At 57.6% G+C, this 12,452-nt stretch carries 17 protein-coding genes; 2 read left to right on the top strand and 15 right to left on the bottom strand.

From position 1 onward, the window contains the following. The 7 genes from KGA81_RS19355 to KGA81_RS19385 all read right to left on the bottom strand — a co-directional run. Nucleotides 1-693: head maturation protease, ClpP-related (locus KGA81_RS19355; protein ID WP_223547737.1), on the bottom strand; the 693-nt coding region annotated here is incomplete at its 3' end. Beyond that, complete coding sequence (locus KGA81_RS19360) at nucleotides 656-2,206, bottom strand: phage portal protein (RefSeq protein WP_223547738.1); 1,551 nt, start codon at nucleotides 2,204-2,206, stop codon at nucleotides 656-658. The genes KGA81_RS19355 and KGA81_RS19360, both read right to left, overlap by 38 nt. Further along, a complete protein-coding gene (locus tag KGA81_RS19365) occupies nucleotides 2,203-2,415 on the bottom strand; it encodes a primosomal replication protein PriB/PriC domain protein (protein ID WP_223547739.1) in 213 nt (70 codons plus the stop codon). The genes KGA81_RS19360 and KGA81_RS19365 overlap by 4 nt, the downstream gene beginning before the upstream one ends. Further along, nucleotides 2,406-4,487: a phage terminase large subunit family protein gene (locus KGA81_RS19370; RefSeq protein ID WP_223547740.1), complete on the bottom strand. Its 2,082-nt coding sequence runs from the start codon at nucleotides 4,485-4,487 to the stop codon at nucleotides 2,406-2,408. The genes KGA81_RS19365 and KGA81_RS19370 overlap by 10 nt, the downstream gene beginning before the upstream one ends. After that, the gene (locus KGA81_RS19375) at nucleotides 4,450-5,004 is read right to left on the bottom strand and encodes a terminase small subunit (protein ID WP_008015854.1); all 555 of its coding nucleotides are present in this window, start codon (nucleotides 5,002-5,004) and stop codon (nucleotides 4,450-4,452) included. The genes KGA81_RS19370 and KGA81_RS19375 overlap by 38 nt, the downstream gene beginning before the upstream one ends. 161 nt (nucleotides 5,005-5,165) lie before the next feature. Further along, nucleotides 5,166-5,906 carry a hypothetical protein gene (locus KGA81_RS19380; RefSeq protein WP_223547741.1) on the bottom strand — a complete coding sequence of 247 codons (741 nt, stop codon included), beginning with the start codon at nucleotides 5,904-5,906 and terminating at the stop codon, nucleotides 5,166-5,168. Beyond that, the gene (locus KGA81_RS19385; RefSeq protein ID WP_116583242.1) at nucleotides 5,907-6,227 is read right to left on the bottom strand and encodes a phage holin, lambda family; all 321 of its coding nucleotides are present in this window, start codon (nucleotides 6,225-6,227) and stop codon (nucleotides 5,907-5,909) included. 167 nt (nucleotides 6,228-6,394) lie between these two features. Between KGA81_RS19385 and KGA81_RS19390 the strand changes: the two genes are divergently transcribed. After that, complete coding sequence (locus KGA81_RS19390; RefSeq protein ID WP_116583233.1) at nucleotides 6,395-6,580, top strand: type II toxin-antitoxin system HicA family toxin; 186 nt, start codon at nucleotides 6,395-6,397, stop codon at nucleotides 6,578-6,580. Between the two features lie 49 nt (nucleotides 6,581-6,629). Continuing rightward, the gene (locus KGA81_RS19395; RefSeq protein ID WP_223547742.1) at nucleotides 6,630-7,052 is read left to right on the top strand and encodes a type II toxin-antitoxin system HicB family antitoxin; all 423 of its coding nucleotides are present in this window, start codon (nucleotides 6,630-6,632) and stop codon (nucleotides 7,050-7,052) included. Nucleotides 7,053-7,157: 105 nt separating this feature from the next. Here the strand turns inward: KGA81_RS19395 and KGA81_RS19400 are convergent, their stop codons facing one another. From KGA81_RS19400 to KGA81_RS19435, 8 genes are read right to left on the bottom strand one after another with little or no spacing between them, the layout of a single operon-like run. After that, nucleotides 7,158-7,739: a hypothetical protein gene (locus KGA81_RS19400; protein WP_116583231.1), complete on the bottom strand. Its 582-nt coding sequence runs from the start codon at nucleotides 7,737-7,739 to the stop codon at nucleotides 7,158-7,160. Between the two features lie 47 nt (nucleotides 7,740-7,786). Beyond that, nucleotides 7,787-8,107, bottom strand: coding sequence for a hypothetical protein (locus KGA81_RS19405; RefSeq protein WP_223547743.1), 321 nt, complete (start codon nucleotides 8,105-8,107; stop codon nucleotides 7,787-7,789). Beyond that, nucleotides 8,079-9,407 carry a tyrosine-type recombinase/integrase gene (locus tag KGA81_RS19410; protein ID WP_223547744.1) on the bottom strand — a complete coding sequence of 443 codons (1,329 nt, stop codon included), beginning with the start codon at nucleotides 9,405-9,407 and terminating at the stop codon, nucleotides 8,079-8,081. Before KGA81_RS19410 ends, KGA81_RS19405 begins: the two co-directional genes overlap by 29 nt. Further along, nucleotides 9,404-9,613: a hypothetical protein gene (locus KGA81_RS19415; RefSeq protein ID WP_154863125.1), complete on the bottom strand. Its 210-nt coding sequence runs from the start codon at nucleotides 9,611-9,613 to the stop codon at nucleotides 9,404-9,406. The genes KGA81_RS19410 and KGA81_RS19415 overlap by 4 nt, the downstream gene beginning before the upstream one ends. A 29-nt stretch (nucleotides 9,614-9,642) precedes the next feature. Continuing rightward, on the bottom strand, nucleotides 9,643-10,143 hold the full coding sequence (locus tag KGA81_RS19420) for a hypothetical protein (RefSeq protein WP_154863039.1): 501 nt from the start codon (nucleotides 10,141-10,143) through the stop codon (nucleotides 9,643-9,645). Next, the gene (locus KGA81_RS19425) at nucleotides 10,143-10,964 is read right to left on the bottom strand and encodes a replication protein P (protein ID WP_154863040.1); all 822 of its coding nucleotides are present in this window, start codon (nucleotides 10,962-10,964) and stop codon (nucleotides 10,143-10,145) included. The genes KGA81_RS19420 and KGA81_RS19425 overlap by 1 nt, the downstream gene beginning before the upstream one ends. Further along, complete coding sequence (locus KGA81_RS19430; RefSeq protein WP_223547745.1) at nucleotides 10,964-11,710, bottom strand: DnaT-like ssDNA-binding domain-containing protein; 747 nt, start codon at nucleotides 11,708-11,710, stop codon at nucleotides 10,964-10,966. Before KGA81_RS19430 ends, KGA81_RS19425 begins: the two co-directional genes overlap by 1 nt. Next, nucleotides 11,710-12,369, bottom strand: coding sequence for a phage antirepressor KilAC domain-containing protein (locus KGA81_RS19435; RefSeq protein ID WP_154863127.1), 660 nt, complete (start codon nucleotides 12,367-12,369; stop codon nucleotides 11,710-11,712). The genes KGA81_RS19430 and KGA81_RS19435 overlap by 1 nt, the downstream gene beginning before the upstream one ends. Nucleotides 12,370-12,452: the final 83 nt, after the last annotated feature.

The following is a 12,452-nucleotide window of genomic DNA, read 5'->3' on the forward strand; positions in this document are numbered from 1 at the left end:
GGTTGGGGTCGGTGCTGGGGTTGGAACGGAAGCGCGTGGATTGAACAGATTTTGTGCCGAGGTAGGCATGTTGGTGAACTCCTGCATGCGTTTTGAAGTGAGTTGAGCGGCCGCCTTGAACGGGTCAAGCACGTTGTCAGCGAAACCGGCCGCTACCGCTTCGTTGCCATCCATCCAGGTTTCAGCCTTGAGCAGCGTCTGGATGTCCTCAATCGATTTGCCTGACTTGCGCATGTACGCCTGAATCAGCGTGCTCTCGACCTTGTCGAGTAAATCGGCGTACTCGCGCATGGCATCGGCATCACCGACCTGACCACCCCACGGCTTGTGAATCATCATCATGGCGTTGGCCGGCATGTTGATTTCATCGCCGGCCATGGCGACCACACTGGCCATCGAAGCGGCGAGGCCGTCGATGTACACCACCACCCGCGCCGAATGGCCGCGCAGCAGGTTGTACATGGTGGTCCCTTCAAACACGTCGCCGCCCGGCGAGTGAATGTGCAGGTTGATCTGAGACACATCGCCGATGGCCGCCAAATCGCGGGCGAACTGTTTGGCGGTAATGCCCCACGCGCCGATCTCGTCGTACAGCATCACCTCGACCACCCCGCGCTGCTGCGCCGCACGGAGCGAGTACCAGCTTTCGCCGGGCTTATTCGTCGGGGTTATCGAGGCCCTCGGCCTCATCATCGGCAGGCTTCGTTTTGTTTTGCTGTTCATTGCTTTGCGTTTTTCCATAGGTCTCGTGATAGAAGTCCGAGCTGAAGACCAACCCCTGTTCTCGGTTGGTTTTGATTTCCGAAGCCCGGGAACGCTTGAGCTCCTGCGGATTGCGCTGCCGCGCCCGCGCCACTTCCGACTCGTCGGCGAAGCCGGCTTCGACCAGGATCTTCCAGGCATTGGCCTCATGAATCGGGTTGATCCAAGGCATCACCGGCCCTTGATAAATCGCACCGAACACGGTGTCCGGATCGACGTCGGCCGGCACCTGGATCACCCCGCTGGCGATCGCCATGTGCAGCCATTCGCGATAAACCGGGCGACTCCAGTAGTCGATAAATTCGTGTTGCAGCAGGTCATAGCCCGCCTGCCCCTCGACCAGCTCCTGCCGCTGCGCGGAATAGGTGCCGTCATAACTGCGCGCCACACTGGAGTAGGTGCCCCGGGTGCCGGCGGCCACGGCCTTGAGCTGACCGTTGCGAAAGCCTTCCAGAAAGGGGTTGGGCCGATTACTTTCGATCATGCCGACGTCTTCGCCGGGCAGCAGGCCGTCGAACACCATGCCCGGGCCGATGGGAATGCTCCGGGCGCTGACGCTCTGACCATTCACGGCAGACGGTGCCGTGTAGTCGTCCGGCGTCCCTTTCTTGATGTACATGGCCAGCGCCGCGCTGATACGGGCGGCGACCCGTTCGCTTTCCTCGTAATCCTTGATGTCCGCCAGACGGACCAGCACGGCATGCAGCAGTGGTTGGCCGCGGTTCTGACCGATGCGCTTGCGGTGCGCGATGTGAATCATTTGCTCGGCTGGCACACGCTTGGTGGCCAGGGTCAGCTGGTAACCGGCGGCGTGCCCGGGGTGATGCTTGACCAGGTGAAAGGCCCGGACCCGCCGCCACTGATTGCGCTCGATCCCCTGCACAATGCCCTTGGCTTCATCGTTGTATTCCCACGGCAAGTAATCCGGCTCCAACAACTCCAGGGCGAAGGGCACCACGTTCAAATGCTCATAGCTGGGCACTCGCCCCTTGAGCTTCTGCGCCAAGGCTTCGCCATCGCGCAGCCAGGTGCGGCACACCTGTCGCTCCATCTGCGGGCGGGACAGTTCGCCGGACGTTTCCGGGTGCAACGACCACTCGGCCCAGCGGGCCTTGATCTGCGCCGCAAACTTCAGATGCACTTCCCCGGCGTAGCTCAAGGGAAACGGCTCGACCGCGATGCCCATGCCGCCCACCACACGCTCCTCCAGACGATCGAACAAACCAGTAACGATGTCGTGGTCTTCGTCCAGCTTGCGGCATTGTTCGCGCAGGGAACGCGCCGAGCGCTGCAATGAGCGATCCGCGCTAGCGGATTGTTTTTTGGCTTGGTGCGTGCGAGTCATCTGCGCGGCTTCAAAGGCCATGATCTTGTGACGAGCATGCAGACGTTCAGCCACCAGCCCCGGAAACACCGGGGCCAGCACGCGATCCAGCAGGTTCATCGGAATGTCGCCAGCGCGTACGGCGGCTGCCCCGCCGCCGCAGCCTGTTGCGCTCGCGACCGACGCTCCCATTCCAGTCGGCCGGCACGGATTTCCTCCAGGTCATCCATGATCAGCTTGCGACCGTTAAAAAGGATTTCCTTGCCCTGCAGGATGGCCAGCTCGGCCTCCAGATAACGGTCCACCATGTCTTGAGCGGTTATAGCCATGCGCCTTGTCCTGTATTAAGCCAGCCACCCGACTCGGCGGGCTGGTCGGATGATTGTTCAGGCACTACCTCAGGCACCGACACCGTGGCCGGTGTCAGAGCGGCAACGGTGGCCCGTTTGCTTTCCTGTTCGTGACTCATCGGCACAGCCCAGGTGCCTGACGGCAACTGCTGTGCGAGCAGGTCGAGATTCATGCCAAAACGCTGTTGCGTTATGCGTAGCGCCGCCAAGGCGTACACCAGGCAATCAAGCGCTTCGTTTCGACGTCCGCCGGCGTCCCAGCGCTGGACACGTTGGTGTTTGACGATCACCCACTTGCGGCGCTCGGCAGTCAGTTGCCGCAACTCGTCTTCGCCGCAAATCATCTCGTTGGCAGGCAGGTGGATACAGCCAGGCACAGGCGCACCCGAACCGTCCGGCTGCATCTTGAGCCGACCATAGATCAGCTCTTTGGCATTGTCGGTACCCACTTCGACCAGATACGCACGTCCGCCTTTGACCTTGGTTTTTTTACGCGGCCAGGTCGCTATTGGCTTACCGTAGGTCGAGGCACCGAACACAGGAATTACCCACTGAGTGCCGTGCTTGATACATTCCTCACGCACTTCATCGCAGTAGTGACCACCTTGGTCCCAACACCAACGCTCGACGCCCATCACCGTGCCATCTGCCCGGGTGAAGGTCTTGTGGATCTCGATGCCGACCTTGGCCCGTAGCTCGATGCTGCCCGGGTCACCTTGCAGCACAAACTTATGAACCAGCCACGCTTCCTCACCTGCGCCAAACGCCCAGACCCGACCTTCATAGCGGTCATCCTGGGTATCAATACCGCCAAACAGGGCAACCGCTTTCGCCGGCACTTGCGGGTAGATCTCCCGGCGCGCGTGCAACTGCTGCCATTCCAACTGCTCGCCTTGGTCCTCTTCCCACGCTTCGCCCAAGGTTGTGTTGACGAAGGTTTTTAGCTTGCCTCGATCCTTCTTGATCTTGAGCCATTCCGTGACGACTTCAGCCCAGGTCACAAACTCCGAATACACCGTCCAGATATGGAAAGTCACCGAACGCGGCGACGGCATTGAAGTGTCCACATCGGTGAACCAGTCCATGCCGTCACGCGTCCAGATACCGGTCCGCTCGCAGATGTATCGCCCGTTCACCGATGCCGCGACCATTTCGTGGTATTCGAAGGTACAGCCATGGCCGGATTCGCAGAGGTACCAGGCCTTGGTCACCTGCCCCAGCTCATCCACGGCCCACTTGATACCGAACGGCGTAGCCGGATCGCCCCACTTCAGGTATTGCTCGGTCCCGCAGCACGGGCACTTGATGTTGAAGCGTAGAAAGTGCGGGGAATCATTGGCCGCCCGCGTGATCTGGCAGCCCTCCCCCGAGGTTTCTTCATTGTCGTCAGCGACCACCACGGTCGTCGGAGTCGATCCGCGTATGGACTTTTTGAACGTGGCACCTTCTAGGCGCTTGTCGCCAAGAATGGTCGGAGCACCCTCGCCTTCAATGTCCGCGTTGAACTTCGACAGCTCGTCATAGATCACTTCATCCGGGCTTTTCTCCCGGTAGTTTTTCGCCGCCGTGCCACCCAGGCACCACAGCATTTTGGCGTTATCGAAGCGCTTTTCATCCAGCGTGTTATCGCGATGCTTCACCCCATACCAAGGTGCCAAGGCGCGCACCACAGGACTGTCACGAATCATCGTTTCGATGTGCCGTTTCATCATCCCGTCAGCGTCGCCATCGGTTGGGCACCAGACGATGACGTTGCGTTTCTTGTGCTGGACCTTGTAGCCCATGTTGGCCACCAGCATTTTGGTGTAGCCAACCCGCGCCGATTTCAGCACGTTCACTTCACGGATCAGGTCGTTACCCATTGCGTTGAGAATCGCGACCTGAAAAGGCGCCGTCGTCCAATCGCCCTCTTGATAGGACGACTCGGACGACAGATAGAAATGCTCATCGGCCCATTCAACCGCTGTGCGCGGTGGCTCTTTGTAGAGGCCGGCGAGCCCCTTGCGGACACCCTCAACCAGCGCCCTCATCCAAGGTGTCGACAAACTCATCAAGCAACTCCGGCAAAAGATCAGCCAAGCCGACCGCATCATTACGCGTCACGGCGACTTCGCGCTGGATCGCCTCAAGGTGACGCACCTCGATGTCGGGGCACTTGCGCTTAACTTTCAAGTGCACGGTGTCGAGGGTTGACCCGAGCTTTGCGCTCAGGCGAGACAATGCGAACAAGCAAAAATCAACCGGAACCAGCTTCTTGGCCTTCACCTTGTTGCGCATTTCCTGAGCGTCCGCCTGCTCAGTTGTCAGACGCAATTTTTGCTGTGCCTGTTTGTATTCAATCAGCGGATCGATCGGATCACCGTTGTCGTCGACAGGTTGGTCTTTTGTCACCTGGTGCTTGAGCCGGTTATCCAGCACCGATCGAACGTCGTAAAAGACATCGCGGCCGATCTTCGCAACGGGCTGAACGCCCCATTTATCAAAGGCCTGAGTCGTGATGCCGAGGCTGGTAGCCATGCGCGACTTGTTGAGCCAATGAGGCTCTCGGGAGATGGTCGGATTGGCCATGGACTAAACAACAACCTCGATTCAAAAATGGGTCATATATAGCGAAGCAGCGGGCCCGAATTACCCCCTAGCCCCCACCCCCTCGGGAGGACCCGTTAAATTTGCGCCGGGGCAAATAGGTCAAGCATTACCAGCCAGAAACCGTCCTTTCTTGCTCTCTGTCAGGGCTTGGCGGTGGCCATTGCATCGGCAAATGCATCGCGGAACTCAGCGCTGTAGTTGGCCTTGCAGATGTTGTTGGCGATCTTGAAGAACGGGAAGATCGTGCGGTACACCGGCGCGCTGCGGCTGAACACAAACACCGGCCGGACCGCATCGCCGAACGCGGTTTCTTTGCGTTCCCACACCCCTGGCGTGCCATCGACAACGCCGGAAAAATAGCTTCGGGCATTACCCTTGCGCTGACTGCGCTTGCTGCCGGTGGCATTGGCTTTGTAGCCGCGCCGGCTCTCTGCCGCACCGAGGCCCGATAAGATTTTGTTCATCAAGCCGCGCGACACGTTGCCGTGCTTATCGAGGACATTCGGACTGGGAATAGCGTATTGACCGGACTTCATTAGGCCGTTCGAAATCAGCGATTTTTCAAAGCGCTTATGCGGACGTGGCCCACCCCGGACGGTCTGCTGAAGATAGGTATCAGCGGGGATTCCCGAGGTCCAAGAGTCCTTGAAATAGACTTCAGCTGGCTTGCTCTTGGTGGCGATTTTGACGAACAGGCTGTTCATCGTGGTCCGCGTTGGCCGGTCCAAGCGCTGAGCCATGACGGTCAGTTCACCCTTCTTGACCCGCTGGGCCAATCGGGTCGCAGTCAGGGTAAGCACATGCGGAATGTGCTTTTTCTCCAGCTCCAGCAGCGCCTCGGACACGGGCAGCATGTCTGGCGTGATCTTGATCTTGACCATTTAGCAATCCGATTTAGGAAACCTGCTTTCAGCAATCCGATCGGCCCAGTGGGCAACCTTCTTCACCCCAAGAAACCCAACCCAGATACCAACCGGCTGGGCAAGCGACGACGACAACCCCATCAACTCGAAGCCCCAAATAATGCTGAGGGATAGCAAGACACACATGGGGCCTTCGATCAGCGCGTCTTTCCAAGTGCCGCCTGTGTAGAACACACGCAGCACGGTCATGCACAACGACAGAAATGCCGCCCAAATAGTTTGTGAATGCTGACTTAGCCACATAAATGCAATGGCCCAGGTATCGGGTTTGTCCGGCATGTTCAGGGGTCTCTATTGCCTCCCGAGGCTCGGAAGAAGGATCACAAAAAAGCCCCGCACGATGGCGAGGCCTTGGAAATAGGAAAACTCAAAAACACATCACAAATGCATTGTAATATACCACTTATGGTATATACTGAATCCATCAGACAGACAGAGGAGAGCTGATGAAATGTAACGAGTTCAAGCGGTGGCTGTTAGCCCAAGGGGTAGAGATTTCGAATACGGCAAAAGGAAGCCACTTCAAACTCTACTACGGAAGCAAACAGACAACCCTTCCAGACCACGGCGCCAAGGAGATGGCCGAAGGGACAAGAAGGGCAATCATCAAACAACTGGGCCTCAAGGATTGAGGCTCCACCCATTGAACTCCGGGTCATCAGCTCCACAAGAGGTAACACCATGTACGACTATGCGATCAACGTGACAGAAGATGTGGGCTCATTCTGGTCATCGTGTGACGACATTCCAGAGGCACACAGCGCTGGCGATACGCTTGAGCAGTTGCTGCACAACGCTGCCGAAGGCCTTGAGGTGGCGTTGTCGATTTATGTTGACCAGTTACGGCACATTCCCCAGGCATCGCCTGCGAAGGACGGTCAGCACGTCATTCATTTGTCCGCGCTCGTGAACGCCAAGATCGCACTGTGGAATGCCATGCGAGATAAGGGCATGCGAAAAGCTGACTTGTGCCGCCTGTTGGGCGCTGTTCAATCGAAAGTAGATCGGCTTGTCGACTTTGAACACAGCTCGAAAATCGAACAGGTCGAAAGCGCTTTGGCTGCCCTGGGCAAACGCCTGACGGTCTCAGTCGAGTCGGCCTAAACGCAAAAACCCCGCTCGAAGGCGGGGTTTTCTTTGATTTATGAGTAAGTTGCCAAAGGCAAAACTCTAACAGTGGCGAAATATTGCCGCCAGCCGTGCGGGAAGTCAAGCAGCCTCTTTCATCTTGTAAATCAGTCCCCCGATCGGGCTCAAAGCCTTCGCGTCGATGTCGTAGCAGGCGTCAAAGCAGAGCTGCACAAACGGCTCCCAATCCCGACCCCAGGCTGCGGATGGAAGCCTGACCCCGTACTCGGCATTCATCCAGGACCTGAATTGTTCAGGCTTGATCAGCGGATCATCATTAGCCGACTGGCCGCCCTGATGCATGTAGCGATAACGACGGAACACACCCTTGGCCACGTACTCGGCGCGCTCCCTCTTGTCGGCTGTCATGCGTGCCGCCCGGGTGCATGCCAGATTGAACACGGCCTCTTCTGCCTCTTCCCGATCATCATCGGTAGGTTCAGCTGCGTACATGGCGTTACCGAATGCACGCAACGTGTTGTGAAGACGGGCGATTGCCGACTGAACCTGGCCAGCTAACGTCGCATGGATCGCATGATCAGCCGTAGGTCCGCGCTCGGTTTTCTGCACCACAACACCCAGCACGGCAGCATCAGAGGTCTGACCGGGGGCGGGGTTGTAGTTGCAGTCATGCCATGCCTGGCGGGCGGAATTGATCTTCATGCTACCGCCCTCTTCAGTTCGCTGATCAGCGTCCGATTAACCATCGCTCAATCCCCCGTGAAATTCGTTCCGCCGGCACCGCGACGGTTGTTCTGTTGGTAGTACTCGGCTGGGCCAGATATCGACGAGCCCTGCTGGAGCACTTCAATTTCGCGCTGAGCCTGCTGCAATTTGAAGCTCAATTGGGTTACTAACTCGTCCGAAGAAAGCACCAACCTGCTACCCCGAATAACCCAACCTGAACCGTTGCAAGCAGTACAAATCAACTCATAAAACAGCCCTTTCACTACCGCTTTGCCCTTGCAGGTCGGGCAAGGTTCCAGCTCGATACGCTGTCTCTTAAAGCCAAGCCCCTGCCCTTTCTGCATGTTTTAAATCCTCTCCTGTGGTTGTTTCTTGATGGGCATCACAGGCCTTGTTCTTAAAGGCCTCCAGAGGTTTACCGGAATCTCCGGATCTAACACCGGTCAACCCATGAATCAGGGCAAAACCCTTCTGATCTAGATGGATGTGCCACTGCTCCAGTGCATCGAGCTTGCGAGTCATGACGTCCGACTGGATGTACACCTTCACGTTGTGGCCCATGGCGTGGTTGATCAGTAGCTCGCCGATCAGGTGGTCAATGCCGATATCTGCCCAACCGGTGCGGGCCAATTTGCGTAGATCGTGGCTGGTCCATTCGCCTTGCCCCAGCCGGGTGAATGCAGCACTGGCCTGCCCTTCACTGAGAGCCTTGCCATGGCGCGCCGGGAACAAGAATTGACCGTCGTATCCCTTGGCCTGCTGAATTTCGCGATAACGAATCAGCAGTTCGCGCACCTGGTCAGTCAACGGCAGGTGATGCTCGACGCCAGTTTTGGTGTGCTCCGCCGGGATGAACCACTCGCGCTCGGCCAGACTGATATGCGACCAGCGTGCCTGCCGGGTTTCGCCGATACGCGTGCCATGACAGAGCATCATCAGCGCCAACATGGCGTCGGCCGGCGCCGTCAGCACGACATGGGACAATTGCTCCAATAGCTGCGGCAACTGAACGCCGCGTAACCGGCCAGGCTTGGCTCCAACTTTCGTCTTGCTGAAATCCGTGAACTTGATTCCCGCCATCGGGTTAACGTGGATAAAACCGAGCTTGAACGCTTGGCGCATCGCCTGGACCAGAAGCTTAAACACCAGCTGCACATAGCCCGCTGAGTAGTTTTCCTGCAATGGCCAGATCAGCTCGCTGTCGAGCATGGCTTTGTTGATATCGCTGAGAGGTAGATCACCCAGACGCGGCATCAAGTGACGTTTGATGGCCGAGGAGGCAGTGCTCTTGCGCTTGCTGGAAAGGCTGCGATCACGGGACATACGTTCGGCGTACCATCCCAACAGCTCGCTGATCGTGCCCCACTTGGACAGCGCCGAACCTTCGTTGGCAGCCACGCGCAAACGTACTGCCGGCAGTGCCATGACCACTTGCTTGGTGCTCAGATCAGGGAAGCCGCCGATACGGTGCCAAGTGCGTTTGCTGAGCAGGTACCAAGAGCCACGGGAACGGTTCTTCGCAAAGCGAAAGTGCAACGCCGGGTGACTGGCATCGCGCAGATCTCGGACATGCAGCTTCTTGGCATTGCGTTCGATCTCGGCATCCGACAGCTTTACCGTCAGGGTCTTCGCCAAGGCCGTCATTTACGGGCTCCGAGAGGATCTTCCAGGTCAACGACCTGAAACGTGGTCGGCCACATCCAGGCGCCGTAGCGCTCGGCCATTGCCTGGTCAACGAACAGTGCCAAAGCGTGGTCGGGAGTGCTGCCCATATCCATCTTGTACGAGCAGCAGAACACGGCGAACCGATAGTTCGCCGGGTTCGGCACAGCCAGGCGGCGATCAGGCATATCCAAAACGATCACCAAGCGCTTGCCCATTAGCCCCCCTTCAGCAGAGATTGCAGCAGCTTGAATTTTTCGAGCGCGTCAGCGTTGGTCTCGCGCTCCGCCTCGACGGAAAGCGCCACTTCCTCAATACGCGCCGCCAGTTTTTTCATCCGCTGTCCGACCTCCTCGGCAAAGCTGATGACCTCGCCAGACAGCACCGCCAACGTATCCAGGGCGCTGACATCGGCTTTTTTAATAGTCAAAACGGCTGACTGGGTTTCTTTTGGCATGCTCTGCTCTCTCGGGGATTTGATGGTGACGGCGGTACGCTGAAAGTGACCGTTAACGGGTTCGCGAATGAGACCTGCCTCCTTCAACTCACCCAAGCCGCGACGGACAGCCGGGAACTGGGCCCCCGTGGCTTCGGCAACCATCAACGAATTGAAAATGTCGTGGGCACTCCAACGCTCCTGGATTGGCACGACCTTGAACACCTTGCGGGCAAGTGAAGATTGCCCGGCGAGCATGTTTTGTTGCTTGGCTGCATTCATCAGAAGCCACCTGTGGGATTGAATGGATCAGGGAGGGAGTTCAAGCGGGTACGTGGAAGCGAGGCTTGTTGCTGCTCGCGTTCTCCCGGACCACTGGCAAAACGAGCCAGCAACTGGGCGCGGGCGACCTTGCCGTCAAGCGGGATCGACTGTTGCGACATGGTCATCAACAACCGCGCCTCGCCGTACTCTTCCGCGAGTTGCGTTTCGGGCTTTTGCGAGTCGTGGCTGATGCCAATGGCGATGTCTTCGAGCGGCTGTCCGCTAACCAACATCCGGATGGTGATGTCATAAGCGCGATCAAAGACCTTGCTGGCCTTCTCGGACACCAGACTGTTGAGGTTATGCATCTCACATTGAAGCGCGGCATGACGTACCGCCGGGTGCGACCACACGCGGGACAACGCTCGGCTCGGGGCCAAATTGACCAGCGCTTCACGAAAGGCCTTATCGTGCGAAGGAATGCCCAGCATTTCAGGCGTTGGCTGACACCACTTCACAAACTTGCCGACGCTCGGCGCGAAATCGCCGCCGTGCTGTCGGCAGTTCTGCAAGCCGTACCGTATTTGCTCGAGCGTATTGATCCCGGCGGTGATGAAAGCCTTGACCCAGCTGCGTTTTGCAGCGCGTAGGGCTTCATCATCGGGCCAAGCTTGCTTCCACGCGGGGAAGATCGCCTGCAATTCCTTGAACAGCGCGTTAACGACGTCAGCGGTACCAGGCGGCAATTGTTTCGGTCGCTCCAACGTCACGGGCGGCAGGTTGCCCATCTTGCTGAGCAACTGGTTGGCGCTCTGGGGGACATGTTTGACTTGGCTCATCACAAGTCACCCAGATCATCAGACCAGGTCGTGTCATCGAAATCCGGGCCGTTGACCTGCTTCACGGGAAATTGCCGAATGTTGGAACTGGCCGTTTTGGCAACATCGCGCTTGATCCACTTCACGAGCAGACTGACCCAGGCTGCTTGCGTCTCGAAACGACCACTGGCGGTGTAATGGCAAACGAAAGCAGCCGTGGCCTCCGAAGTGAATGCGGTCAACGGTAGGGCCATCCGTAGCGCGTAAGCCTGCAAGAGCTGTTGATCAGGCATCCACTCAAGCGACATCTCGACTGCCGCCGAACGATCACTCGCGCCCAGAGTGTTGTGTTGATCTTTATTCTTCTCTACATCTTCTTTAGGTAACGCATTGCTAACGCTTGGAGCGTTACCTTTGGCGTTAGCTGCTTTGTGGTTGGCTACCCTTTTGGCTGTGAGAAGCCGGTTTTTGGCGGTTTTCCCGTTGTGACGCTCGAAATGCGGCAGGCTGATAACGCCACCCACTTCATGCATCCATGCCACCGTTTTCATGTGTTCGCAAAAACCGATAACGCCCACCAACCGATCGAGTAACTTTTTGCTAACGCTCGGAGCGTTACCGTTTTCCGTCTGCTGGTCGAACCAACCCCATACACGCATCAATTTGCCCACTACCGCATCCGGGTCGATGTCGGCTAAGTCAGCAATCTGGCAGACCTCTGGCTTGTCCAAGGTGGTGAGTTCGAATTTGATCCAATCGCCGGCCATTACTTGGCCTCCTGCAAAAGCTCAGCAAGACGGGTAAGGCCTTTCGGGGTGACCATTGGGTCGAATGCAGCTCGCTCGATGCCGGTTTCCGGATCAGGCTTCAGGGCTGTGACTTTGTGAGTCATGTAGCCGGCGGTGATGCGTGGCTGATAGGCAACCCAACGTTTGGAGCCCTTGCGGCGGAAAATCCAACGATGCTGCTCAAGCCAGGCGAACAACCTCGCAGGCTGGATCTGTAACTGTTTGGCAGTGTCGGTGATGCAGATCGCTCCACCGGCCGCCGCCAGACGGTTGATCGCAGCAACTTTTGGTGCCTGATCGAGAATGACCAATCGCAGCGACTGGTTATCCCTTGCTTGGTCAGCGGCTGCCTGCAACGCTTCGGCGTAGGTCGCCGGGATCTGAAATTGACTGAACTGGGCTTCGAGTTCCTGCCAACGATCAATAATTTTCGCGCGCAGTTCGACGCTGTAGCCCGAGACCACCACCAAGGTGTCACGTTGAGATAGCAAGAACTCGCGATATATCTGACCGTTTTGTGGGTGGACATAGGGGGTGTCGTTTGACGAAACGACACCCTTGGCAACGAGCCCCCGGACTGTTTTCAGGACGTTGTCATGCGTGCTGCCAGTCAGCTCGGCGATCTCGCGTGAAGACATGGTGTGACATGACACTTTTGGCGATTCACTAAAACGTGTCATGACATCGGAGGTATTGCTCAAGACAATGTGGCTGTGCATAA

This window comes from Pseudomonas sp. A-B-19 (assembly GCF_019947515.1).
Classification (GTDB): Bacteria; Pseudomonadota; Gammaproteobacteria; order Pseudomonadales; family Pseudomonadaceae; genus Aquipseudomonas.

What these genes read in the sequence shown, in the direction of transcription:
- KGA81_RS19425 (WP_154863040.1), bottom strand. Translation starts at nt 10,964, where the DNA reads ATGAGCCAAGTCAAACATGTCCCCCAGAGCGCCAACCAGTTGCTCAGC.
- KGA81_RS19420 (WP_154863039.1), bottom strand. Translation starts at nt 10,143, where the DNA reads ATGAATGCAGCCAAGCAACAAAACATGCTCGCCGGGCAATCTTCACTT.
- KGA81_RS19435 (WP_154863127.1), bottom strand. Translation starts at nt 12,369, where the DNA reads ATGTCTTCACGCGAGATCGCCGAGCTGACTGGCAGCACGCATGACAAC.
- KGA81_RS19390 (WP_116583233.1), top strand. Translation starts at nt 6,395, where the DNA reads ATGAAATGTAACGAGTTCAAGCGGTGGCTGTTAGCCCAAGGGGTAGAG.
- KGA81_RS19380 (WP_223547741.1), bottom strand. Translation starts at nt 5,906, where the DNA reads ATGGTCAAGATCAAGATCACGCCAGACATGCTGCCCGTGTCCGAGGCG.
- KGA81_RS19400 (WP_116583231.1), bottom strand. Translation starts at nt 7,739, where the DNA reads ATGAAGATCAATTCCGCCCGCCAGGCATGGCATGACTGCAACTACAAC.
- KGA81_RS19410 (WP_223547744.1), bottom strand. Translation starts at nt 9,407, where the DNA reads ATGACGGCCTTGGCGAAGACCCTGACGGTAAAGCTGTCGGATGCCGAG.
- KGA81_RS19405 (WP_223547743.1), bottom strand. Translation starts at nt 8,107, where the DNA reads ATGCAGAAAGGGCAGGGGCTTGGCTTTAAGAGACAGCGTATCGAGCTG.
- KGA81_RS19430 (WP_223547745.1), bottom strand. Translation starts at nt 11,710, where the DNA reads ATGGCCGGCGATTGGATCAAATTCGAACTCACCACCTTGGACAAGCCA.
- KGA81_RS19365 (WP_223547739.1), bottom strand. Translation starts at nt 2,415, where the DNA reads ATGGCTATAACCGCTCAAGACATGGTGGACCGTTATCTGGAGGCCGAG.
- KGA81_RS19375 (WP_008015854.1), bottom strand. Translation starts at nt 5,004, where the DNA reads ATGGCCAATCCGACCATCTCCCGAGAGCCTCATTGGCTCAACAAGTCG.
- KGA81_RS19370 (WP_223547740.1), bottom strand. Translation starts at nt 4,487, where the DNA reads ATGAGTTTGTCGACACCTTGGATGAGGGCGCTGGTTGAGGGTGTCCGC.
- KGA81_RS19395 (WP_223547742.1), top strand. Translation starts at nt 6,630, where the DNA reads ATGTACGACTATGCGATCAACGTGACAGAAGATGTGGGCTCATTCTGG.
- KGA81_RS19415 (WP_154863125.1), bottom strand. Translation starts at nt 9,613, where the DNA reads ATGCCTGATCGCCGCCTGGCTGTGCCGAACCCGGCGAACTATCGGTTC.
- KGA81_RS19385 (WP_116583242.1), bottom strand. Translation starts at nt 6,227, where the DNA reads ATGCCGGACAAACCCGATACCTGGGCCATTGCATTTATGTGGCTAAGT.
- KGA81_RS19360 (WP_223547738.1), bottom strand. Translation starts at nt 2,206, where the DNA reads ATGAACCTGCTGGATCGCGTGCTGGCCCCGGTGTTTCCGGGGCTGGTG.